Consider the following 24,353-nt stretch of genomic DNA (forward strand, 5'->3'; position numbering starts at 1 on the left):
AAAGTAGTGTTCAATACCATAGACTAATTATCACTTCATTTGTACTTATCTGCTGCGTAGTGTGAACAGGACTTCTTCCATGTCCTCCGGAATAGGTCTGCTGAATTCTTTATATTCACCTGTGGTAGGATGAATAAATCCGAGCACCGCCGCATGCAACGCTTGTCCATTCATCGTAGTGCCCTTGCTGCGTCCATATATCGGATCGCCTACAAGTGGATGGCCAATGAACTTCATATGTACCCTGATCTGATGCGTGCGGCCAGTCTCCAGCTGCAGCTCCAGCAGTGTACAATCTCCGAAGCGTTCCATTACTGTAAAATGGGTCACGGATTTTTTGCTGTTCTTTTCGGTTACTGTGTATAGCTTGCGATCATGTGGATCTCTGCCAATCGGTGCGTCAACAGTGCCCTTATCATGCGACAAGTTGCCGTGTACGACTGCAATATATCGGCGCGTAACACTATGCTCTTTAAGCTGTGCGGCAAGTGAGGCATGACTGGCATCATTCTTAGCCACCATGATAAGACCAGAGGTATCCTTATCGATCCGATGTACAATGCCTGGACGAATCTCACCGTTAATGCCGGACAGATCCTTACAGTGATACATCAGCGCATTTACCAAGGTGCCTGCCGGATGTCCCGCAGCTGGGTGCACAACCATGCCCCGGGGTTTATTAATCACAATGACATCGCTGTCTTCATATACAACTTCAAGAGGAATGTTCTCCGCGATCAAATCCGTTACTTCTGCTTCAGGGACAACAACGCTAACCACGTCGCCTTCCGATAGCTTATAGTTGGCTTTCACTGGCTTGCCATTAACCGTAACGTTACCGCCGCTGATCCACAGCTGCACCTGAGAACGGGAAATTTCTTCTTCCCATGATTCCGTAATATATTTATCGATTCGCTCCCGCGCGTTCTCTGCCGAAACGGTCCATTCCGTGACGTCCCTCTCTTCTTCGCTCGTAGATGCCGCTTGGTGATTGACGTCTTTATTCAAATCATTCATTCCCTTCTCTTACTTCCTTTGCTTCTTTTACTTCTTTTATTTCTGTAATTTCTTCGCCGTTTTTAAGGTCACGAAAAGAATCCAGAAGAATCAATCCAACCCCAATGACGATACAAGAATCCGCCACATTAAAAATCGGGAAGCTATAGCTCCCAAAATTGAACAGAAGGAAATCAACAACCTCACCATTGATTATCCGGTCCAGGAAGTTACCGATAGCTCCACCCAGTACAAGCCCTAGGGCAACAGATAACAGCTTCCGCGAGTGTCTAGTCTTGTTCAAATACCAAACGATACCACTAACCACTACAACCGTAACTAGAAAGAAGAACCATTGCTGACCTTCGAGAATCCCAAAAGCAGCCCCGCGATTGCGATGAGAGGTAATCAGGAAAAAATCTCCGATCACAGAAATCTGTTCTCCGATCTCCAGACGTGTAGCAATGAGATACTTTGTCCCTTGATCCACCAAAAATACAATAAGAGCAATCAAATAGTACACCACAGAAGTTGTCACTCCGTTCTTATTTTTCCCGCTAAATGCGGTACGAATACTGTTTAAAGACTTGTATATTGTAGCACAGCCCTTAAAGAATCGTCTATTGCAGGACATCCGCTAAGTTCAATCTTGGGGACTATTTTCCAGCGGTAAAATCCCTGCTCTCCGGTCAACCTAACAGAAGAACCATCCGGTGTTATCCGGCAAGTCGGAATGATTCTTATAAAAGGTACAGAAAGGAGCTTTCTCATTATGACGCACCTGACAGTACAGCAGCTCTCAGAGCTACGTGCACGATTGGAAAAAGATCGGGATACGATTCAGCGCAGGCTTCAGAATAATGAGCATTACGGCTTAGATGAATCCATGCGGGATGGTTCCGGAGAACTTTCCGAGAATGACAACCATCCAGGAGATGCAGCCACCGATTTGTATAATCGCTCCATGGACATTTCACTGTTAGAACGGGACGAGCATGAGCTGGACGATATTGAAGCTGCTTTATCCGCTATGGATAATGGCACTTATGGGATATGCAAGGCTAGTGGTGAGCCGATCCCTTTTGAACGTTTATCTGCCATCCCTTCCACACTTTATTGTAAAGAGCACAACCCGCGGCAAAACGCACCTTTCACTCGTCCAGTGGAAGAGGAACTGTTATCTCCACCTTTTGGACGCACCAGTCTGGATGAGCGCGACGATCAAAACGGTTTTGACGGCGAGGATGCCTGGCAGATTGTTGAAAGCTGGGGTACCTCGAATTCTCCCGCCATGGCGGAGGGCAACAATATTGATTCTTATAATGATATGGAGATTGAAGCCGATGAGCTGGAAGGCTGCGTAGAGCCTTGGGAGAACTTTATCGCCACTGATATCACGGGCAACAATCTGATTGTAGTGCCGGGACGGAGCTACCAGCGTTATTTAGACAGTGACGAGGCAACCCATAGTCTTGATCCTCTCGACGAAGACTAAACACAGATGTCCCCTATACAAAAACATTTAAACAGCGTACTGTTCCAGTTTTGAGGAATGGTTCGCTGTTTTTAATCTTAACGTTTCGATGGCTATTTGAACTCTAGCTGACGCTGTACAATCCGCACAATATCCGCAATATAATCCCCAATGATCGGTAGATTGAGCGCGCCTAGTCCCTGAAGGATATAAATAATCGTTGCCGCAAAAAAAGTAAAACCCAGTGCAATCCCAACTCCCCGAGCTGCTCCAAATAAAATATTTCTCCAAATCAACCGCCAAGGTGAATATAGTAGATCCGTATATTGATAAATTCGGGATTTTTCCAAAATATGAGCCCACTCAAAGGTCAATCGGTACATCGTATTCATTTTTTCTTCCAGCGGAATATCCTCGGGATTACGCGGATCTGCTGTTAGATACTCAGGATTAACTTCAGGAAAAGCCTTATTCTCCTTTCCCTTGTCTGGGTTATTCTTATTGCCGGATGTCTTAATGGAGATTCTCCTCTTGTTTCCCTCCACAGCTACGGCTCCTCTCATATGTCTTTCCTTCGCTACAAAGTAAACGAGCCCGGCCAAAGAGAATTCATCTCCTTAAGCTCGGGACTCGTTAGTTTTGCGCCGAAATATAAAGACTATATTTCCCGCATAAACGGAAGATCTCCGTTTACACTTATGCCGCTAGTATATGCTGTTTTGGGACAGGTAATGCAGAATTATGCTTCGATATGGATACCGATGGATTTATCACCGACTTCTACCGTCTCAAAAGCATGTTCTCCATCAAAATCAACCGTAGTCACAAGTACATTGTCTCGCAGTACATTGTCAAATGCTGTAACAGCTGCTTTTAGCTCATCGTCTAACTTCAAAGTGAGTGCGATCCGTTTCTCGATCGGCAGATCCAGACGTTTACGGTAATCTTGAACCGCACGAATAATCTCACGAACCCAGCCTTCTTGTTCAAGCTCAGGCGTGATTTCGGTATTGAGCGCAACCGTAACTCCATATCCGGAAGCTGCGGCGAAACCTGCTTTGGCTTGTTTTTCAACAAGCAGCTCTTCAGAAGTGATTACAAGCTCTTCACCTTCAGGTGTCGCAATCGCGATTGAGCCGTCTTGCACCGCTTTACGGGTAGAGTCACTATCCATAGCTTTCAGAAAGCCTTGCAGGAAGCCTACGTTTTTACCGTATTTTTTACCGGCAACCTTAAGATTCAGCTTGAGCGTGAAATCAACAAATCCGCTGTCACTGTTCTCCAGCACGATGTTCTTGATGTTGATCTCGTCTTTGATGATCTCTTCATACTCAGACAAATGGAAGTCACGGTTCATCGAAACGATCAGCTCGGACAGCGGTTGACGATTCTTAATGCCTGTTTCGTTACGTACGTTACGCGCCAGCTCGACGATCTGTCTTGCACTTTCCATATCCTCTTCCAGCTCTTTATCGATCAAGTTCTCGTCAGCAACCGGGTAGTCTGCCAAATGCACACTTTCTCCGCCGCCAAGGTTTGTGAAGATATCTTCGGACAACATCGGTGTAAATGGAGCCATCAAAGTCGCTGTTGTCAGAAGCACATGAGTCAACGTACGGTAAGCATCCAATTTATCTTCACCTAGACCACTACCCCAGAAGCGGTCACGGGAACGACGGATATACCAGTTGCTCAGCTCATCCACAAAGTTCTCAATCGCTCTAGACGTATTCACGAAGTCATTTACCGCAAGTCCTTTATCCACCAAAAGAATCAAGCTGTTCAGACGGGACAGGATCCAGCGGTCCAACTTATGTTTTGATACCTTAAAAGGATGATCGGCTGGGTCGTATCCATCGATGCCCGCATAAAGCGTTAAGAAGGCATGTGTATTCACCAGCGTATCCACTACTTTAGATTTTGTCTCACCTACAAGACCACGCGAGAAACGTTTATTATTCCACGGTGCACTGTCGGACAAAATAGCCCAACGGAATGCATCCGTGCCGTAATCGTTCATGATTTCCCAAGGATCAATAACATTGCCTTTGGATTTGGACATTTTTTGACCATTCTCATCGAGGATATGACCGTGAGCGATAACTGCTTTATATGGAGCTTTACCCTTAAACAAGGTGGATACTGCAAGCAAGCTGTAGAACCATCCGCGGGTCTGGTCGATCCCTTCACAGATCATATCTGCCGGGTACTGATCATTCAGCTTATCCTCGTTCTCAAATGGATAATGGCTTTGTGCAAAAGGCATCGAGCCACTGTCGAACCATACGTCGATCACTTCCGATGTGCGAACCATCTCTGCACCTTCGCTAAACGGACTGCGCAGCTTGATCTTATCCACGAAAGGTTTATGCAGCTCGATATCTTCCGGAACATCACCAATCGCCATCGCTCTTAGCTCTTCAATGCTGTGTGGTGCAAACTCTTTGCCCGTTTCTTGACATACCCAGACATTGAGGGGTGTACCCCAATAACGGTTACGGCTGATATTCCAGTCAACCAGTTCATCCAAGAACTTCCCGAAACGACCTTCACGTACATGCTCAGGGTACCAAGCCACACTGTTGTTGTTAGCAATCAGCTGATCTTTGATCGCTGTAGTGTTGATGAACCAGCTGTCTGTTGCGTAATACAAAAGTGGTGTATCACAACGCCAGCAGAACGGATAGCTGTGCTCGTATTTTTCTTTACCGTAAAGCAATCCTTTTTCAGACAAAACCTTAATGATATCCAGATCGCAATCCTTAACAAAACGTCCCGCAAAATCAGAAACTACATCCGTATACTTACCGGAATTATCAACCACATTTACGAAGCTGATGCCATTCTCACGGCAAGTCTTGTAGTCATCTTCACCATGTGCTGGTGCCATGTGTACGATCCCTGTACCACTGGAATCTGTAACGAAAGAAGCACCTACGATAACATTGCTTTTCTCTGCCTTAATATATCCGAATGGAGGTGCGTAAGTTTTACCGATAAACTCGGAACCTTTATGTGTAGAAAGGACTGTGTGCTCGCCTTTCATTACTTCTTCGACCAAGTTTTTAGCAACGATGTACACACCATCTTCTTGTTGCACACGTACATAATCCATGTCCGGATTCATAGCTAGCGCCATATGGGCTGGCAAGGTCCAAGGTGTTGTCGTCCAAGCCAATACGTAGTCTCCGCTGTCATCCAGCTTGAACTTCGCAGTTGCACTGAGATCCTTAACGGTTTTGTAGCCTTGAGCAACTTCATGTGAGCTTAGTGTAGTCTGGCAGCTCGGGCAATACGGGCTAACACGGTGTCCGCGGTAAAGCAACCCGTTCTCATGCACTGTAGCCAAGATGTTCCATACACTTTCGATATAGGTGTTATCCAAGGTTACGTAAGGATTATCTAAATCCGTCCAGTATCCGATTGCTTCTGTAAATTCACGCCATTGCTTCTCATAACCGAAGACGCTGTCTTTACATTCCTGGATGAATTTTTCTACGCCATATTCCTCAATCTCTTGTTTACCGGAGATGCCAAGCTTCTTTTGTACGCCTAGTTCTACTGGCAGACCGTGTGTATCCCAGCCGGCTTTACGTACTACGCGGTAACCTTTCATTGTCTGGTAACGACCGATGAAATCCTTGATTACCCGTCCCAGCACGTGTCCGATATGCGGCGCACCGTTTGCTGTTGGCGGACCTTCATAGAATACATAGTTTGGACGTCCCTCACGGTTCTCCATGGACTTGCGGAACGTATTCTCTTCGTTCCATTTCTTCAATATGCGGACATCTCTTGCCCGCGCCTTTTCTCTGACATCTACTTTTTGCATGTGATGGTCAATCCTTTCATGGATTAGTCTATAAAGCTCTTTTCGATCCTTGGGCGATCCTGGCAGCAGCTGCCACTTCTTTGCCCTGGCACCCGAGCCGCGTTCCCGTAGGGCAGCAATCGCTCGGGGGCTTCGGCGGCATTGCGCAGCAACCGCCCCTTCTTTCCGGGCACCCGAGCCGCGATCCCGTTAGGGCAGCAATCGCTCGGGGTGCCAATGAGCGACCTTGCGCAGCTGGTCGCGCACCGCTCTTGCCCTGGCACCCGAGCCGCGATCCCGTAGGGCAGCAATTGCTCGGGGCGCCAATGAGCGACCTTGCGCAGCTGGTCGCACACCGCTCTTGCCGTTAAGGCCCCGCAGGCGAACCCGCCAGGGGAGCCTAAGAAGGGCCGCTCGTTCAGCCACATGAGTCCGTTCGTTTCCACCACCGTACCTATTTGCACGAGGCTTTACTTTGCGGGTGTCCAGAGGGCGGCAGCCCTTGGGGTCCCCCTTAGAAAGGGGGATTTAGGGGGATGGCCGCCCCGGAACAACAAAATAAGCGTCATCCCACCCCCAAAGGGGCGAGACGACGCTCGCGATACCACCCTAATTCTGCGCATGAGCACATCCTTAAGGGGAGTGTATTCAGCACAATCTCAGTCCTGCGCGTAAATCTTGTGCACAGGTCCGGTGTAACGTCCGGCAGACGGTTAAGCTTACGCACGATCAACGCTTCAGCTTAACTTCTAGGGGAAGATCTTCCGGCAGGGCTCGAACAATCGGCTCTCAGCAATCGCCGACTCTCTGGAGAACGTTACCTTGTCGTACTTGTCCCGTCATCGAATACATATAAACATTATACAGATATGTTCTATTTATAGACTTTTTGAATCTAAATGTCAACAGCCATTCGCCCAATCTAGCTATTAAGGACGTACTTGCGCATGGAGTTCACTTTATTATGGTCTATTTTATCGGAAAATAAAAATAGAGGGAATAGCTCCCTCTATTTAGCCAATTATCGTCTGAAACCTTTAGATGCGATGAAGAACATCATCCTTGAAGGCTACGTTCTCGCTCGCCTCACGACTCTCTAAGGCATTCCAGTCATCCTGTGATAACAGCTCCAGCTGAGCTTCCACTAATGTCCGGAAACGAGTGCGATAGATCGAAGCTTGCTTACGCAATTCTTCAGTCTCAATAGCAACCTTACGGGATTTGGATAACGCTTCGTTAATAATCCGATCGGCGTTTTTCTCCGCTTCCTTGATAATGAGCTGGGATTCCTTCTTGGAGTTGTTCTTCACATCATCCGCCGCTTCCTGAGCGACTAAGATCGTCTTTGATAAACTTTCTTCAATATTCACAAAATGATCCAGACGCTCTTGAATAGACAAGAGCTGATTCTGCAGTTCCTTGTTCTCACGGATGACGCTTTCGTAATCCTTGATCACTTGATCTAGAAATTCGTTGACCTCGTCCTCATCATAACCGCGAAGTCTCCGAGAAAACTCCTTGTTATGTATATCGAGCGGTGTTAATGGCATGCTGTGCACCTCCTAGAAATTTCGGACCTTCTTTATCTCTAAATCGCAACTAAGCGGCAGACAAAGAAGAAAGACTGTACTTCAAGTAAAGGCAGAAGGTGTTTCTGTGTTCCGCCTGCCATTTATGGTCCGCCTCTTCTTTAAAGTATCGGCGTCCAGCTTTAAAAATGTTTGATTCCCTCGAAATAATCAATTTCGACAAGTAAGACCGTATTCCTGCAAGGGATTCACACAAATTTACCAATCTGAACACGGTATCGGCCCTTTTTCGTCAAACTGCCGACCTCTAGCACCTTGAAGCGACCGAAACCTTGAATAGATACCATGTCACCATCCTTAAGACTGCAGGATGGGTCTTCCTCCACTTTCCAGTTTACCCGAACGCGTCCAGCCTTGATGGGAGCAAGAATTTTGCTTCGGCTAAGCCGTGTTACATCTGCGGCAATGCCATCCAATCGCAGGGACGCTACAGTCAAATCCATCACTTCCAGCTTAACCTCACTATTACGCAAGGCGGAAAGGGGTAATACTTCCGTACTTACCTGTATCCGGTGCACTCCAGTTAAATTCATAGCTAAATAATCTGCAATATCAGCAGCGACTACAACATGACAACCATCGTCCAGAACATGAATATCACCGATTTTGCCTCGTTTAACGCCCAGCCCCAGAATAGAACCCATGTAGTCCCCGTGCTCCAAGGCCAGAAACTTCTGCTCCCCTGAGGTTATCGCAAGCACCTTCAGCTCCATGTCTTCCTGATCCAGATCACGATAATCAGGGGCGACAAGCGCTCGCTTCCGCTCTGCCTCAGCATGTCCACCCTCCCATTTAACAATCACGTCAGGATGGCGGTTAACTAAAGTTTGCAGAATAAAACCTTGGCGGGGATCGAGAAATTCAGTTAATTTAGTCTCATGATATTCTCCAGCGTTGGTAACCCATTCAAAGGCCTTGTCCACAAATTGACGTTCATCGGGATGAAAATGCCCGTAAACTTCGTTCTTCATCACAGATGCCTAAAAAATCAAATGCAGGATAGATTTAAGTCCGCCTGCTGCGAATTCCAAGACAAGTAATGCAATGATTGGAGAGATATCAAGTGTACCGAAGAGCGGTGGAATAAACCGTCTGAAAGGTGTTAAATACGGCTCTACGAGTTTGCTTAGCAGTTCTCCAATGAAGTTATCACGAACGTTGGGTAACCAGGACATTAGCACATAGAAAATAATCATGTAAAAATAAATATTAAACAAAATATCGATAATGTAATCAATTTGAAGCAAAGCCCATTCACCTCATTCTGTTATAGTCTTGATCGTCACCTAGGATTTCTGTAATGGAGCCTTGAATTTCAACAGTATCTGGAGTGCACATAAATATATTGCCCCCAATTTTAGAGATTCCTCCCCCAAGGGCATAAACAGTTCCACTGAGAAAATCAATAATTCTCATTGCTTGATCATTGCGAACACGCTGCAGGTTAATTACTACCGTCCGATGCGAACGAAGATGATCAGCAATCTCCTGTGCCTCATCATATGAACGTGGTTCATATAATACAACCTTGACATTTTTTTGCGAATGGATACTGACAACGTTGCCCCTTTGATTTTTGCGGGTTTCTACAGGGGCCGGCTCATACTCATCCTCTTCGTGGATTTGCTCCCGCTCCACAACTTCCTCTTCCTCCTGCAAGCCCAAAAAACTCATAAATCGGTTCATAACGCTCATCACGATCCCTCCTAATGGCCTACTAACACCGTACCCAGGCGTACCCAGGTAGCTCCTTCCTGTATCGCCACTTCAAAATCATTCGACATTCCCATGGACAGCTCCGTAATCGGCTCAGGTGTCAAAGCAAGTTGATTAAGCTCATCGCGCAGCTCACGAAGTCCGCGAAATACAGGACGGGTAAGCTCTGGATCACCTTCTAAAGGTGCCATCGTCATAAGTCCAATTACCTTAACGCGGTCCAAACTAGCGATTTCACGTAAAAATCCAGGTACTGCCTCAGGTGACAGACCGAACTTCGTATCTTCGCCAGAGATATTCACTTGAAGAAACACATTCACTTCCTGATCGGCGGCAAGCGCCTTTTTGTGTAATTCTTGCGCCAGAGACATCCGGTCCAAAGAGTGTATATATTGAAATTTTCCAATAACGTCTTTAACCTTATTGGTTTGCAAATGCCCGATAAAATGCCATGTCCCTTTGTCCCCTAAAACCTTCCATTTGTGCTCAGCATCCTGCCAGCGACTCTCGGCAATATGCTCTAGTCCTGCCTCCAATACGGAGGATACCATTTCCAGAGAAACATATTTCGTCACTGCAATTACCTTGACGTCATTACGATCCCGGCCGCTTGCCGCGCAGGCACGTGCTACACGTTCCTCTACCTCAGCAATTCTCTCCTGCAGTGTTAAAGACAACTTTCAACTCTCCTTTATTCCGATCCAGCTCGTCATTCTGCCTGTAATACCGTTTTCTTTGCGATATGAAAAAAACAAATCACGATTACAGCTTGTACACCATGTTGTACATTCGATATGAGTCGGCAATATTCCTGCTTTTATCATAATGCGTCGATTCATTTCTTTCAAGTTTAGCAAGTATTTACTCTGATCAGTCTCTGAGGCTCTGTAAAGCTCCACAGCATCGAAAGTTTCTATACCCTCATTCAAGCTGCCCTCCAACTGGCGAACATGCTCCATCACATAATCATCCACCTCATAACAGCAGTCGCCAATGGATGGACCGATCGCTGCCACAATATCATGTGGATTGCTGCCGTATACCGTTTGCAGCTTATTCACCATGGCTGCGGCAATCTGAGCCACCGTCCCTTTCCAGCCTGCATGCGCAAGACCGACGACTCTACGCACGGGATCATAAAAATAAAGGGGCACACAATCCGCATAAAAAGAAGTCAACAAAACCCCGGGCACATCCGTCAGCAGACCGTCCGTGGCTTGAAATGCCGATGCTCTGTCCTGTTGTCCCCGCCCACGGTCTACTTCCCTTACCACAGCTATCTCTGCCCCATGGGTTTGTTCTCCACAGGTCCATGCTTCCGGTTTGAAATCAAGAGCTTCGACAAGCGCTCTCCGATTGCTCAGGACAGCTTCAGGAGCATCCCCAACGTGAAACGCACAATTCAGGCTGTCATAGGGCGCCTTGCTAGCCCCTCCCTGTCTACCAGTAAACCCCGTTGTAATTTCGTTATGCTCCACTCGCCACGGCTCCAGATGGAGCAGCATAAGCATTTCTTTCCCCTGCACAAACGGTTCCATTTCCTCACCTCCGCCTTAGTGTACCACATGTAAATACCCGTACAAAGTGACGCTTAAGCCAGATCGCCTAAATTCTTAAATAAAAAAACAAAAAACGCACCTAATTAATAAGTGCGCCGTTCGCTGCGATCTCCCCGCTCCAGATACATCGTTTCCCGCTCTTCCTGTCCCGGAGACATCCGTGACTCTTCAATCTTCACGAGCACTACATCGGACCCGATCTTGACTATATTCCGCCATGGAATAATCAGATCTGTCCCGCCTCCGAACAATCCCATAAACCGAGTGTATCCGGGTATAACGATGGCATCTATGACACCACGGCGCAAATCAAGCTCCAGATCACTAATCTGCCCCAGCCGCTTGCCATCTACAATGTTGATAACATCCTTCGTCTGAAAATCAGAGATTTTCATTTTTTTGGCAGACCCTTGATAATCCTCGTTCATCTCACCACCCCTGTACAATCCGACCTATAGTCCAATATATGATACGGAAGCTTGTCTACATTCATTAAAAAGAGGAGATCGCCCAAAATCCTTAACCCGGATTCTGGAATATCTCCTCATGGCTACTGCTCTAAGATTTCACGTGTTTTTGCATTTGCTGAATCGCAGATTTCTCCAAACGTGAGACCTGTGCCTGTGAAATGCCAATCTCGTCTGCGACCTCCATCTGTGTTTTCCCTTCGAAAAACCGCATGGATAAAATTCGTTTCTCCCTTTGTCCTAACTTACGCATCGCTTCACGTAATGCAATTTCTTCGATCCACGACACATCCTTATTCTTATCGTCGCTAATCTGGTCCATTACATAAATAGGATCGCCGCCGTCATGATAGATCGGCTCGAATAAGGACACTGGATCCTGAATGGCATCAAGAGCAAATACAACATCTTCCTTCGGCACACCCAGCGCTTCTGATATTTCGAATATCGTCGGTTCCCGCGAGTTCTGATTGGTCAGACTATCACGTACCTGGAGCGCCTTGTAGGCGATATCTCTGAGAGAACGTGATACCCGAATCGGGTTGTTATCACGCAGGTAACGCCGAATCTCACCGATAATCATCGGAACTGCATATGTGGAGAATTTAACGTTTTGTGATAAATCGAAATTATCAATGGCTTTCATCAGACCGATGCAACCCACCTGGAACAAATCGTCAACAAATTCTCCCCTATTATTGAACCTCTGGATAACGCTTAGAACAAGTCTAAGATTACCGTTTACCAATTTCTCTCTGGCGGATCGCTCGCCCTGCTGCTGCAGCGAAGTGAACAGTTGCCGCATTTCCACATTCGTTAGAACAGGCAGCTTAGCAGTATCCACACCGCAAATCTCGACTTTATTACGGGTCATGATGATTTACCTCCCAAGGAGAAACATTACTGTACATTATCTCCCGGGCTCGCCATTTTATTCCTTGCTAATTTCACCTTACACCATCTTGTTAAACTCCTTGCGCAGCCGCTTGATAATTCTTTTCTCCAGCCGCGAAATATAAGATTGGGAGATGCCAAGCAGATCGGCCACATCTTTTTGTGTCTTTTCTTCGCCTCCGCGCAGGCCAAATCTCAGCTCCATAATGAGTCTTTCCCGGTCACTCAGCTTTTCCAGTGCCTTTTGCAGCAGCTTGCGATCAACCTGTTCTTCTATGTTCCGATAAATGGTATCATTTTCCGTTCCTAATACGTCAGAAAGCAATAATTCATTGCCATCCCAATCAATATTAAGCGGCTCATCAAAAGAAACCTCACTCCGTGTCTTACTGTTCCGCCGCAGATACATCAAGATTTCATTCTCTATGCAGCGGGATGCATAAGTAGCCAGTTTTATTTTTTTCTCAGGATCAAAAGTGTTCACAGCCTTAATTAAGCCAATAGCGCCAATCGAAACCAGATCCTCGATATTGATGCCGGTATTCTCAAATTTACGAGCGATATATACTACCAAGCGAAGATTGCGCTCAATCAACATCGCACGAACAGCTGCATCGCCGCTAGACAGCCGCTGAAGCAGATATTCTTCTTCTTCCCGTGTCAGCGGTGGAGGAAGTGCCTCACTCCCGCCAATATAATAGATTTCCTGACTCTTCAGCCCTAGTAGAAACAGCATGCGGTAATATTGCAGCTGCAGAGCAATTTTCCATTTGACCATTATTTGTTCCTCCTCCAAGAAGTGCACGGTTCGCGTGTGAAGCTTTCAAATCCCGCTTTCAGCCATCAGAAGTTTGGTTCAGCTAGCTTTAAAGATTAGGAAGGCAGTGCTGCATCAATAGCGCTCTCTTTTTGAGTCAAATCAGGATGTATTACAGCCCGATAGGCTCCATCCCCCGACAATGTCCCACCATCCAGCCCGATCAAGACTCTTTTACAATAAAAGATATCTTCACCAAGCTTTATCGTCACCTGATCAGGCTTCAGTGCAAGCATAAATGATGCCCCCCGGTTAACTCCCCTGTAAGGCACCAGTCGCATCCTGTCCTGCCAAGCAAACGACTGCCCGTCCGTTTCTAGTAAAAGTTTGTCCGCTCCGTCCTGAGTGAGTCTACCTTTCCATGTTTCAGGCAGATGTCCCTCCCAGAGCGAAGATTCCATAACCATCACCGGTATGCGGGTCAAAGGATCACAAAGCCGGTTACCTGTGTCTAGCAGGCCGGGACAGGAAACAGTCACTCCATCAATTTCTACTACCACCTCACCGATATAGGTTTCAAGCTGCTCCCTTCTGATTCGTGAGGAGTGCACTGCCTTGAAGCAGATTAACACCAGGGGAAATACTGCAATTACAAACCAAAAACCAATCTTTAGGCGGTAAGCATGCCCTCCTGAAGCAGTGAACATAATACCATTCCAAATATCACCGGAGCTCTGCAGCAAATAGTGAATACCTACAATCCCACCAGCAGCTGCGAAGTTGATAATATAAAAAGCTCCCATAGTGCGAAGGTAGCTTTGCAGACTCCCAAAACCAAAGGCAATCCATAGCATAACCACCGACAATCCAAACTTAATGAGGAAGGTATACATGAAAGACAACTCCGGCACAAACATCATCACCACATAGAGCGCACCAACCAGAGCTGAGAGGACTAGCCGCCACCATGATATCCTCAGCTTGACCATCCAGCCTGTCAGCCACAATAGAATTCCGTCGATCACTAGATTGGCGGCGAATATCAAGTCAATATAAACAACCAGTGCATTCACCTGCCTACTATGGCGGAATCTATCCTGTAGCCAAAATGGATCAGGCTCTGTTTTTTGGACGATATGATTAGTATAAAAAGTCTCGCTTTCAAAGTCTGTCTAAACTTGGGGGGCATTCTTGAGGTTTTTTTGTCGAGTTATAGCGTGGGAGGGTTTTATTCCTTCTGAACAGCATTTCACATAAAAAAAGCACCGCAGTACCCTAGCTCTATTAGCTGGATAATACGGTGCTTTCATATCTTCTTGATAAAAATATTTAACTAGTCGTTGTTGCTACGATTACGGTTACGCAGGAACGTCGGAATATCCAACTGATCTGACGTGTTCTGATTCCCGAACGGACGCAGATTAGCAGCGTTCTTATCCGGTGCTGCCGCTGGCTCGTTATTCGTCGAGACCGGACGACGTCCTGGAGCTTCAGGCGATGGTTTATGTTCAAAGCCAGTAGCAATTACTGTTACTTTGATATCATCCTTCAGGCCTTCATCAATTATCGCACCAAAGATCATATTCACTTCAGGATCAGAGGCGGATGTAACGATCTCAGCCGCTTCATTGACTTCGTATAGGGAGAGGTTAGATCCTCCCGTAATATTCATGATTACGCCGCGGGCGCCTTCAATAGACGTTTCCAAGAGTGGGCTCATGATGGCTTTACGTGCTGCTTCAGACGCACGGTTCTCACCATTTGCTATACCAATTCCCATAAGCGCTGAACCGCGCTCTGTCATGATCGTCTTTACATCCGCAAAGTCAAGGTTAATCAGACCAGGAACCTTAATTAGGTCAGAGATACCTTGAACAGCCTGCCGGAGAACATTATCTGCTTCACGGAAAGCTTCCAACATCGGTGTTTTCTTATCAACGATCTCAAGCAAACGGTCATTTGGAATGACAATTAGCGTGTCGACTTTTTCTTTCAAAGCTTCGATTCCAAGCATTGCCTGGTTATAACGTTTTCTTCCTTCAAAAGTGAACGGGCGAGTAACTACACCCACAGTCAGGGCTCCACACTCTCTAGCAATTTCAGCTATAACTGGCGCCGCACCTGTACCTGTACCGCCACCCATTCCTGCAGTAACAAATACCATATCTGCACCTTTAAGGGTATTCGAAATCAGATCACGGGATTCCTCCGCTGCTTTCTTACCGACTTCAGGGTTGGCGCCTGCACCCAAACCACGGGTCAGCTTGTCCCCAATCTGCAGCTTGTGCTCCGATTTGGCCATATGCAACGCTTGGGCGTCTGTATTAACCGTAATAAATTCTACACCCTGAACGCCGTTTTCAATCATCCGGTTGACAGCATTACTACCTCCGCCGCCCACGCCGATGACTTTTATTTGCGCCAAGCTCTCCATTTCAAAATCAAATTCTAACATATTGTTCCATCTCCCCCTCAATGTGCTTGGATGGCCGGTCCAAGTATATCTGGACTTACACTTATATAAACTCGCTAAACATATTTTTTAGACGCTCCACAAATCCGGGCTTCTGAACAGTTTCCTGACTCGGAGTGGCGTTCTGCTTGCTCCGGTTGACCGTCTTTTTGTTGCTGCTTCCACCACTGTTTCTTGCTCGGAAACTACGGACAACATTATGCAGAATACCGACACCGCCGGTAAACCCAGGGTCCCGTACACCGATATAATCCGGCACGGCGATGCGTACAGATGCAGCCAGCTCGGTCTGAGCAGCCTTCAATACACCCGGCATCGAGACAGTCCCACCTGTAAGTATATAACCTCCAGGCAGTTCACTGTAACCAAGCCGTTTAACTTCTTGACGAATCAGGTGGAATATTTCTTGCACCCTTGGCTCGATAATTGCCGCCAGATCCTCTTGGTTAAATTCCTTCTCCACGTTACTGCCAATGCGCAATACCTTGAAGACAACGTCTGAGGCTGCATCGTCAATCCATGCGCAACCATATTTAAGTTTTACCTTCTCCGCTTGATCAGTAAGCGTCCGAAGTCCGTAGGCAATATCATTGGTTACGAATTCTCCTCCGATCGGAATCGTGGAGGTTGCACTAAGAGAACCCTCTTCGTATATGGCTATTGTTGTTGAGCCCGCACCAATATCAACCAGAACAGATCCCATCGATTTCTCGTCCTTGGACAGCGCCAATCCACCAGCTCCAAGAGACATCAGCACAAGATCCTTTACCTTCAGCCCTGATTTCTCAACACAGCGTAGTAGATTATGTATTGGCGTCTTAGCACCCGTAATGATTGTTGCCTCAACTTCCAAACGAACACCAATCATTCCGCGCGGGTCTTGAATTCCTTCAAGACCATCGACGATAAATTGTTTGGGAACAACATCAATCACTTCACGCTCCGGAGGCATAGCAATGACTTCCGCAGCTTTAATTACGCGATCGATATCATCATCGCCGATTTCACGATCCTCATTCTGAACGGCCACAACACCGTGGCTGGATTGCAGGCCAATATGATTACCGGAAATGCCTACATAAACCTCTGATATTTGAATACCCACCATCTGCTCTGCATGATCTATAGCACTTTTGATCGATTGCACAGTTTGGTCGATATCTACAATCGCGCCTTTACGTATTCCTTCCGAATCAGCAGATCCAACGCCAATAATATTAAAGGTTCCATTGGTAACTTCCCCAATTATTGCCCGAACTTTGGATGTACCGATGTCCAAACTAACAATGATGTCATTGTTGCTCAAGTCCTATGGCACCTCCTGTTATAATCATAATTAATTGCATTACCTTATCCCGGTCCCGGGAAACTTCTCTGTACATATTCAACATACCTAATCCTTTCCCTCTTTTTTCTACAAATTTTTTGAACGGAATAATATTCCAACATCCCCAAATGTGAATAGTTACTCATATGTTATTGTAAAAATAGCAATTATCACAAGAAATATCGGCCTAATTGGTCATTTCAACCAAATATAGTACTATATCTCAAAAAAATCGAAGAAAAAAGAGGGATATAGCTTCTTGCCCGTAACTCCGATTGTAGCATTTTTTTAACTCTATTAGTAGGGACTATTTACCTCCACACTACTCTTGCGCAACATCTTCTTCATCGCTTTCCACCTGAAAAGGAACATATGAATCGGCTTCTAGCATTTTAATGAGTCCAGGCTGTTCAGTCTCTATAATCTGATTCAAATAGGACACCTTGCTCTTTAGCAAAGAGATGGCTGTAATCACCTCAAAACGGGATCTAGTATAGAGCTTGATCCGGTCTGGAAAAGACAAGGTTGGCGAGGGAACAATCTCAGAGATATCACTTGTCAATTCATTAGGAATGCTTGCTAATGCTTGACATAGCTTAGCCTTATTCGGATCATCCGGGTCCCAGTTCGTTAATATAGGTTTCTCAACAGCAATTCCAGTCTCATTAACAGGCACTGCAGCTCCACTGGACAGAATCGCCTTTAAGAGGCCTCCCTGTTCCAGTTCATAAGCTACCGCAGGGAATTCCTCAATCTTTACTGTGATCACCCCGGGGAAATCCTTCTGCACGCTGACGTCTTTAATCGTCTTAAGCTTCAGCAGAGATTCTTCCACAGCTTTAGTTGATACAGCAAAGAATTGCCCACCTATTTTAATTCCACTTTGTGAGAGTAACTCTTCACTAGTAGAATACTTGCTACCTTGAAAATCTATCACTGTAATATGGCTAATAGACGATCTGAAAAAAATCACAGCAAGAAGCGCAGTGAACAGCAGCAGCAGGATCGCCGTAATCTTACGGCTCATTTTTTTCTTAGGCTTGTCCTCTTTAAGTAGAGGTAATCGGGTTGTAGTCATTCTCATATCTCCGTAATAAGGCCCTGTCTCCTTCTCTGAGAGATCTGGAAGGAGACAGGGAGCTTTAATTGGCCAAATCAAGTGGATCCGTTACAGGCACCTTACGGCTTATTCGCGCGCCAAGCTTCTGAAACAGCTTCTCTATTCCATCATAACCACGGTCAATGTGATGCGCTTGCTCAACGACCGTAGTCCCTTGTGCAGCAAGCCCGGCAATGACCAGAGCTGCACCCGCCCGCAAATCAGTAGCTTCCACAGTAGCACCATACAATCTCTGAACGCCGCGAATAAACGCACGATTCAAATCGATAGAGATGTCAGCACCCATCCGGGCCATTTCTTCCACATGTTTGAACCGTCCCTCAAACACCGTTTCCTTGATCACACTAAAACCATCGGCGAGCGACAGCAGCACCATGACCTGAGATTGCAGATCCGTCGGGAAAGAAGGATAAGGAGAGGTTACAATTCTCTCAACCGCACGCGGACGCCCCATGCAGCTGACATTAATTATATCATTGCATACTGTGATTTGAACACCAGCCCGCTTAAGCACATGAATAAGCGAAGTCAGATGCCCGGCGTTCGTATGTGTCAAGGTCACATTCCCACGTGTAGCTGCCGCAGCAATCATTACAGTTCCAGCCACTATCCGGTCTGGGATTACCTCGTACGTACAGGGATATAAGTTTTTGACACCCTGGATCGTAATGGTATCGGTGCCTGCACCGATAATCTGAGCACCCATACTATTCAAAAATTGCTGTAGATCCTGTATTTCCGGCTCTCTTGCTGCTCCCGATATCGTCGTTGTCCCCTCTGCCTTGGCGGCAGCCATCATAATATTCTCCGTGGCTCCAACACTTGGATAGTCGAGATGAATATCACTCCCTACAAGCTTTGAGCCCCGACAGGATATTCGTCCGTTGCTTTCCTCGATCTCCGCCCCCAGTGCTTTAAGACCCTGCAAATGAAGATCGATTTTACGCTCCCCGATCGCACAGCCACCAGGCTGATAGATCGTTACCTCACCAAATCTGGATAACAGCGGTCCCATTAAAAAAATGGAAGATCTCATCTGCCGCATCAAATCCTCAGGTACATGAGATGTCCCCACGGCTGACGTATCTATCGTCACCGTATCCTCTTGATGCACGCACCTGCAGCCCAGCCGATCCAAGATGTCTAGCATAGTCTCGATGTCCAGCAGCTTCGGCACATTATGCAGTGAGTGAACTCCTTCGGCCAGCAGGCTTGCCGCTAGAATCGGCAGCGCCGCATTTTTTGCTCCATGGATACGAATGGTGCCTGACAGGGGACTTCCACCCTCAATCACCAATTTGTCCAATGTATCACCTCCGAGATTACCGCTCACCCACCACAAACACTTCCGATACAAGGTCATATGAAATGTACAAGATTATCCTGCACTACCTTTCAGGTTAGGAAGTGTTCTGGGTGATTGTCACGATTATAGGATTATCCTATGTTCGTTCCTCCAAGTGTGTGACAGAGAGCTGCCAATAAGGAAAATACCTCTCAAAGGTAAATGGCTTAAGGCTGTTTACCGGCTAGTCTTCGGAGTTCGTTAGTGACAATGGCAGCAGAATCCCTTTTGCCCAGTCGTTTGGAAGCCTCGGACATTTTTTGGCGTACAGCTTCAGTTCCAATGATTGCTTGCACAGCTTCATAAAGCGCCTTACCATTCAAATCCTTCTCAAGCAGCACCACAGCGGCCCCTTCGCGTTCCAGCTGTCTTGCATTCGCCTCTTGGTGATTGTTCGTCACATTAGGAGAAGGGATAAGTACAGAAGGAATACCCAGCGCTGTAATCTCAGCGAGAAAAGATGCCCCCGCCCGATTTACGATTAAGGAGGTACAAGCCAAGACCTCCGGCATATTGTGAACATAAGGTAGGACATGCAGCCAGTTCGGTGTGCTACCCAGCTTCTGACGCAATTCAGCACGGGTATCCTCAAAATAAGGCTCACCTGTAACGTAAACATAATGAACACCATTACCCTTACCCACAAATGGGGCCATTTCAATCATGGCTTTATTAATAGCCTTAGCCCCTTGACTGCCGCCAACAACCAAAACAACCGTGCTGTTATCCGGAATGCCCAGCGAGGCAAACCCCCGTTGTGGACTAGCCGTAGTAACCGTCGTTGCCCGAGGATTACCTGTGTAGATTACGTGCTTGCTCCCCGGAAAAGCAGATTCTGTCCCTTCAAAGCTTACGGCCACTGTACTCGCGTAACGACTTAGAAAACGATTTGTCAAACCAGGGATAGCATTTTGCTCATGGATCAAGGTTGGGATACCCAGCCGGGATGCAGCGTAAACGACCGGACCACATACATAACCGCCTGTACCAATTACAACATCAGGCTTAAACTCTCTTAACATTTCTTTGGAAGCCTTAACGCCCTTTAAAAAACGCATCACCGTCTTGACGTTGTCCATGGACAGCTTGCGCCGAAAGCCAGTGATGTCGATAGATTTGAAAGGGATATTCTCTTGGGGAACAAGCTTGCTCTCTAAGCCACGCGTTCCACCAATATACAGGAAGGTAGATTCTCTATCTTCTGCTTCCAGTTGTCTAGCAACAGCGACTGCGGGATAGATATGACCACCCGTGCCTCCGCCGCTTAATACGATACGCATGTCTTTCACCTCGCATAACGGGATAAGTTCAATAGAATGCCCAGGGAGGTTAACATCAGTGTAAGCGAAGAACCTCCATAGCTAATCAGAGGAAGTGTGATGCCTGTTACAGGCATTAGACCGATGACCACACCAATATTAATAATGACTTGCACAGCCACCATACAGACGATGCCAACGGCCAAATAGCTTCCAAAACGGTCAGGCAGACTCATCGCCACCTTCATTCCGCGCCAGATTAGAATAAGAAACAGGATCAACACAGCCAAACCACCGATAAACCCCAGTTCCTCGGCCAATATAGAAAAAATAAAATCGGTCTGCGGCTCAGGTACATAACTGTACTTCTGCCGGCTCATTCCAAGTCCGAGACCCCCAAGCCCTCCAGGGCCAATCGCGTATAGCGACTGAATAATCTGGTAGCCTGCACCGAGGGGATCGGACCAAGGATCAAGAAAAGCGGTTATCCGCTGCAACCGGTAAGGTGCTGCGGCAACCAAAGCAACAAACCCAGCCACGCCAGCTACTCCTAGTGAGAGTAGATGTTTCATTCTTGCCCCAGCTGTAAAGACCATCATCAAGGCTGCGCCAAACATAACGGTACCTGTACCCAGATCCGGCTGGAGCATAATCAGTGCAAAGGCTGATCCGATAAGCGCTAACGGTGGAAGTAAGCCACGAGTGAAGGAGGTGATATCATACTCTTCTTTTCCCAGCCAATTCGCCAGAAATAGAATCATCCCCATCTTCATGAACTCGGAGGGCTGAATCCCGAAGGAGCTGATTCCGAGCCAGCTGCGCGCTCCCCCGCGAACTACACCAATGCCGGGAATAAGCACCATAACGAGCAGGATAAAGCAGACAATCAGTGCCGGCTTAGCCAGCTTTTTTAACACTTTGTAGTCTGTATTCGCTGTAACAAACATTGCAACAAGTCCCAGTCCTGCAAACAAAAGCTGCCTCTTTACAAAGTAAAACGAATCTCCATAATTGCGGAAGCCCAAGACAGATCCGGCGCTGTATACCATCACCATGCCGATTACCAGCAAAGAAAGAATGGGAATCAGCAACCAAATATCGGGAGCATGACGAGTTTTGTTCATCAGGAGCACACCTCTTGCATCCGTAGTAGGGGCTTATCCACCCCCCTACTTAAAGGTTATGCACCGCCTCTTTAAAAATACACCCGCGCTCTTCATAGGATGTAAACATATCCCAACTAGCACATGCAGGAGACAGGAGAACGATATCTCCTTCTTCCGCCAGAGCGGAAGCTTCCCGCACAGCTGCTTGCAGCACGGCGGCGGCGCTCTCCCCATTATCGACGGAGATAATCTGCTTTAATCCTGCCAGCTGTGCTACATTTAATAGCTTGTCCTTGGTTTGTCCTAACGCCACCAAAGCTTTGACGCGTCCGCTCAGGACAGGCAGCAGCTCCATATAATCGGAGCCACGGTCTAATCCGCCAGCGATCAATACCACCGGACGCTGAAACGATGTCAAAGCCGTAATTGTCGCTTTGGAGTTCGTTGCTTTGGAATTGTTGTAATAAGCGGCTCCAGCCTTATCAGCTACATACTCCAGGCGGTGCTCCACACCACGAAAAGAAGAAAGCACTTCGCTTAATAGAGAGGGGTCAGCTCCAGCGGCAATAGCAATTCCACAGGCAGCCAGCGCATTCCCCACATTAAAGCGACCCGGAAGAGCGATGGAATCCACATCCGCGATTATCGTTTCCTTGTCCGCAGATTCGCGATAGATAATGTGGCGCTTCAGCTCATCATCTTGCCCCGTAATATAGGACGGGCTAACAAATACTCCATGAGGCAGCTCCTCAAACAAGGAGAATGGAAGAATCGAAGCCTTCACATAGGGCACAAGTTCCCGGCAGACAGGATCATCCCAGTTCAGCACTGCTGTATCCGTAGCTAATTGATTAGCGAACAGCTTGGTTTTGGAATCCACATAATCTTTCATGCTTCCATGATAATCCAGATGAGTCTCTGCAATATTCAGCAGACAGCCTATCTTTGGCCGGAAGGTCTCCGTACCTTTGAGTTGAAAGCTGCTAAGCTCGACCACCATCCAGTTATCCTCTGTAGCCTCTTGTGCAGCCTGACAAAGAGGCGTACCAATGTTGCCCGCAACTATAGGGTTCATTCCCGCAGCTTCCAGCATATGGCCTACCCAGGTCGTCGTTGTCGTCTTGCCATTGGAGCCTGTGATGCCGATCATCGGCGCTGCACAAAGTCGATAAGCCACCTCTACCTCTGTGACCACTTCAATTCCAAGCTCAATTGCCTTTTGTACAGGGGGCGCAGAATAGGGAATGCCTGGATTTTTGATTACCAGACTTACACCTTCATGAATAAGTCCTTCCGGATGCCCGCCGCATATAACACAAATTCCCAAAGATTCCAATTCGGAAGCTTCGGGACTTTGATCTCTTTCCTTTTTGTCGTTAACCGTAACTATAGCGCCGCGTTCATGCAGCACTTTAGCCACCTGGACACCGCTTTTAGCAAGCCCAAGAACCACAACTTCTTCACCATGATACATATCTGGATGTTTCATTCTCTACAACCCCTTGCTAATAAATAGTCCCACAGCAGCCAACACCAAGCTAACCGCCCAGAACGAAATTACCACACGCCACTCCGACCAGCCACCAAGCTCAAAATGATGGTGAATCGGGCTCATTCTGAATACACGTTTGCCACGGGTTTTAAATGAAACCACTTGAATCACAACGGATAACATTTCAATTACAAAGACACCGCCTATGATGAGAAACAGCAGCTCACTCTTCGTGACAATAGCAATAGCACCTATAGCACCACCAATACCAAACGAACCCGTATCCCCCATAAACACTTTAGCAGGGTGGGCATTGAACACAAGAAAGCCTAATACAGCACCAATCATTGCCGCAGCACATACACCTGCCGCAATAGACGTAGCCTGCATTGCCACCACCGCGTATGCGGCCAAGGCAATGGCACTGACACCAGACAACAGTCCATCGACTCCATCTGTAAAGTTAACGGCATTCGTCACTGCCATCATCATAATAATGATGAATGGATAATAGAACCAGCCACCCCAATCAAAGCTGAAATCAGTACCTGGTACGCTGATACTTGTACTGTGTCCGGCATAAATCAGAAGACCGCACATCAGAGCACCAACCAGCAGCTGTCCAAATAACTTTTGACGTGCTGTGAGCCCTAAGGAACGCTTAAATACAATTTTGATATAGTCATCCAAAAACCCGATCAATCCAAAACCAAGCGTAGCTACGAGCAGTACGTAAAAATCTGTATTCACCACAGAAAATTTCAGATAAGACAAGGTAAAAGCTACGATAATCACGATACCGCCCATAGTCGGCGTTCCCGCTTTCTTCAAATGGGTTTGCGGTCCGTCATCTCGCACCTGCTGTCCGAATTTCATCCTGCGCAGAAGCGGAATGAAGAGCGGAGCGGCAATGACCGCAAGGATAAAGGAAACAGCAATAGTCAATAACAATAGTTGATAATCCATGG

Annotated in this window: 23 protein-coding genes and 1 other annotated feature; of the genes, 1 reads left to right on the forward strand and 22 read right to left on the reverse strand. The window is 46.9% G+C overall.

Annotated features, from left to right (window positions below; all coding sequences use genetic code 11):
• Nucleotides 1-45 precede the first annotated feature (45 nt).
• On the reverse strand, nucleotides 46-1,017 hold the full coding sequence (locus MKX34_RS24335; protein WP_076275668.1) for an RluA family pseudouridine synthase: 972 nt from the start codon (nucleotides 1,015-1,017) through the stop codon (nucleotides 46-48).
• Nucleotides 1,010-1,522 carry a signal peptidase II gene (lspA, locus tag MKX34_RS24340; protein WP_036683603.1) on the reverse strand — a complete coding sequence of 171 codons (513 nt, stop codon included), beginning with the start codon at nucleotides 1,520-1,522 and terminating at the stop codon, nucleotides 1,010-1,012. The genes MKX34_RS24335 and lspA overlap by 8 nt, the downstream gene beginning before the upstream one ends.
• A 246-nt stretch (nucleotides 1,523-1,768) precedes the next feature.
• Here lspA and MKX34_RS24345 point away from each other — a divergent pair, with 246 nt between their 5' ends.
• Entirely contained in the window at nucleotides 1,769-2,491 is a 723-nt protein-coding gene (locus tag MKX34_RS24345; protein ID WP_076275669.1) for a TraR/DksA C4-type zinc finger protein, read from the forward strand.
• Between the two features lie 92 nt (nucleotides 2,492-2,583).
• Here the strand turns inward: MKX34_RS24345 and MKX34_RS24350 are convergent, their stop codons facing one another.
• The 20 genes from MKX34_RS24350 to mraY form a co-directional block, all read right to left on the reverse strand.
• A complete protein-coding gene (locus MKX34_RS24350; protein WP_051491300.1) occupies nucleotides 2,584-2,880 on the reverse strand; it encodes a DUF5665 domain-containing protein in 297 nt (98 codons plus the stop codon).
• 329 nt (nucleotides 2,881-3,209) lie between these two features.
• The gene (gene ileS / locus MKX34_RS24355; protein WP_076297515.1) at nucleotides 3,210-6,302 is read right to left on the reverse strand and encodes an isoleucine--tRNA ligase; all 3,093 of its coding nucleotides are present in this window, start codon (nucleotides 6,300-6,302) and stop codon (nucleotides 3,210-3,212) included.
• 556 nt (nucleotides 6,303-6,858) lie between these two features.
• Nucleotides 6,859-7,133 (reverse strand) — a binding site (T-box leader).
• A 185-nt stretch (nucleotides 7,134-7,318) separates the two neighbouring features.
• Nucleotides 7,319-7,831 (reverse strand): DivIVA domain-containing protein, encoded by a 513-nt coding sequence (locus tag MKX34_RS24360; protein ID WP_051491297.1) that lies wholly within the window; start codon nucleotides 7,829-7,831, stop codon nucleotides 7,319-7,321.
• Between the two features lie 227 nt (nucleotides 7,832-8,058).
• Nucleotides 8,059-8,841 carry a YlmH/Sll1252 family protein gene (locus tag MKX34_RS24365; RefSeq protein WP_038572849.1) on the reverse strand — a complete coding sequence of 261 codons (783 nt, stop codon included), beginning with the start codon at nucleotides 8,839-8,841 and terminating at the stop codon, nucleotides 8,059-8,061.
• A 9-nt stretch (nucleotides 8,842-8,850) separates the two neighbouring features.
• On the reverse strand, nucleotides 8,851-9,117 hold the full coding sequence (locus tag MKX34_RS24370; RefSeq protein WP_036683616.1) for a YggT family protein: 267 nt from the start codon (nucleotides 9,115-9,117) through the stop codon (nucleotides 8,851-8,853).
• 7 nt (nucleotides 9,118-9,124) lie between these two features.
• Complete coding sequence (sepF, locus tag MKX34_RS24375; RefSeq protein ID WP_036683619.1) at nucleotides 9,125-9,565, reverse strand: cell division protein SepF; 441 nt, start codon at nucleotides 9,563-9,565, stop codon at nucleotides 9,125-9,127.
• A gap of 11 nt (nucleotides 9,566-9,576) precedes the next feature.
• A complete protein-coding gene (locus MKX34_RS24380; protein ID WP_038572851.1) occupies nucleotides 9,577-10,263 on the reverse strand; it encodes a YggS family pyridoxal phosphate-dependent enzyme in 687 nt (228 codons plus the stop codon).
• 3 nt (nucleotides 10,264-10,266) lie between these two features.
• Nucleotides 10,267-11,124, reverse strand: coding sequence for a peptidoglycan editing factor PgeF (gene pgeF / locus MKX34_RS24385; RefSeq protein WP_076297516.1), 858 nt, complete (start codon nucleotides 11,122-11,124; stop codon nucleotides 10,267-10,269).
• A gap of 104 nt (nucleotides 11,125-11,228) precedes the next feature.
• Nucleotides 11,229-11,573 carry a YlmC/YmxH family sporulation protein gene (locus tag MKX34_RS24390; RefSeq protein ID WP_036683628.1) on the reverse strand — a complete coding sequence of 115 codons (345 nt, stop codon included), beginning with the start codon at nucleotides 11,571-11,573 and terminating at the stop codon, nucleotides 11,229-11,231.
• Nucleotides 11,574-11,703: 130 nt separating this feature from the next.
• Entirely contained in the window at nucleotides 11,704-12,486 is a 783-nt protein-coding gene (gene sigG / locus MKX34_RS24395) for an RNA polymerase sporulation sigma factor SigG (protein WP_036683631.1), read from the reverse strand.
• A 78-nt stretch (nucleotides 12,487-12,564) separates the two neighbouring features.
• A complete protein-coding gene (gene sigE, locus MKX34_RS24400) occupies nucleotides 12,565-13,287 on the reverse strand; it encodes an RNA polymerase sporulation sigma factor SigE (RefSeq protein WP_036683937.1) in 723 nt (240 codons plus the stop codon).
• Nucleotides 13,288-13,379: 92 nt separating this feature from the next.
• The gene (gene spoIIGA, locus MKX34_RS24405; RefSeq protein ID WP_036683940.1) at nucleotides 13,380-14,327 is read right to left on the reverse strand and encodes a sigma-E processing peptidase SpoIIGA; all 948 of its coding nucleotides are present in this window, start codon (nucleotides 14,325-14,327) and stop codon (nucleotides 13,380-13,382) included.
• A 269-nt stretch (nucleotides 14,328-14,596) separates the two neighbouring features.
• The gene (ftsZ, locus tag MKX34_RS24410; RefSeq protein WP_036683633.1) at nucleotides 14,597-15,718 is read right to left on the reverse strand and encodes a cell division protein FtsZ; all 1,122 of its coding nucleotides are present in this window, start codon (nucleotides 15,716-15,718) and stop codon (nucleotides 14,597-14,599) included.
• Between the two features lie 61 nt (nucleotides 15,719-15,779).
• Nucleotides 15,780-17,042: a cell division protein FtsA gene (gene ftsA, locus MKX34_RS24415; protein WP_036683637.1), complete on the reverse strand. Its 1,263-nt coding sequence runs from the start codon at nucleotides 17,040-17,042 to the stop codon at nucleotides 15,780-15,782.
• Nucleotides 17,043-17,385: 343 nt separating this feature from the next.
• On the reverse strand, nucleotides 17,386-18,141 hold the full coding sequence (locus tag MKX34_RS24420) for an FtsQ-type POTRA domain-containing protein (protein WP_076098550.1): 756 nt from the start codon (nucleotides 18,139-18,141) through the stop codon (nucleotides 17,386-17,388).
• A gap of 64 nt (nucleotides 18,142-18,205) precedes the next feature.
• Nucleotides 18,206-19,489, reverse strand: a complete 1,284-nt coding sequence (murA, locus tag MKX34_RS24425; RefSeq protein WP_036683642.1) for a UDP-N-acetylglucosamine 1-carboxyvinyltransferase — start codon at nucleotides 19,487-19,489, stop codon at nucleotides 18,206-18,208.
• Nucleotides 19,490-19,695: 206 nt separating this feature from the next.
• Nucleotides 19,696-20,808: an undecaprenyldiphospho-muramoylpentapeptide beta-N-acetylglucosaminyltransferase gene (gene murG, locus MKX34_RS24430; RefSeq protein ID WP_076297517.1), complete on the reverse strand. Its 1,113-nt coding sequence runs from the start codon at nucleotides 20,806-20,808 to the stop codon at nucleotides 19,696-19,698.
• A 5-nt stretch (nucleotides 20,809-20,813) separates the two neighbouring features.
• Nucleotides 20,814-21,911 (reverse strand): stage V sporulation protein E, encoded by a 1,098-nt coding sequence (gene spoVE / locus MKX34_RS24435; protein ID WP_036683647.1) that lies wholly within the window; start codon nucleotides 21,909-21,911, stop codon nucleotides 20,814-20,816.
• Between the two features lie 49 nt (nucleotides 21,912-21,960).
• Nucleotides 21,961-23,382 carry a UDP-N-acetylmuramoyl-L-alanine--D-glutamate ligase gene (gene murD / locus MKX34_RS24440; RefSeq protein ID WP_076297518.1) on the reverse strand — a complete coding sequence of 474 codons (1,422 nt, stop codon included), beginning with the start codon at nucleotides 23,380-23,382 and terminating at the stop codon, nucleotides 21,961-21,963.
• A 3-nt stretch (nucleotides 23,383-23,385) separates the two neighbouring features.
• Nucleotides 23,386-24,351 (reverse strand): phospho-N-acetylmuramoyl-pentapeptide-transferase, encoded by a 966-nt coding sequence (gene mraY, locus MKX34_RS24445; protein WP_036683653.1) that lies wholly within the window; start codon nucleotides 24,349-24,351, stop codon nucleotides 23,386-23,388.
• Nucleotides 24,352-24,353: the final 2 nt, after the last annotated feature.

It is taken from the genome of Paenibacillus sp. FSL R5-0636 (assembly GCF_037974255.1).
Taxonomy (GTDB): Bacteria; Bacillota; Bacilli; order Paenibacillales; family Paenibacillaceae; genus Paenibacillus_AQ; species Paenibacillus_AQ odorifer.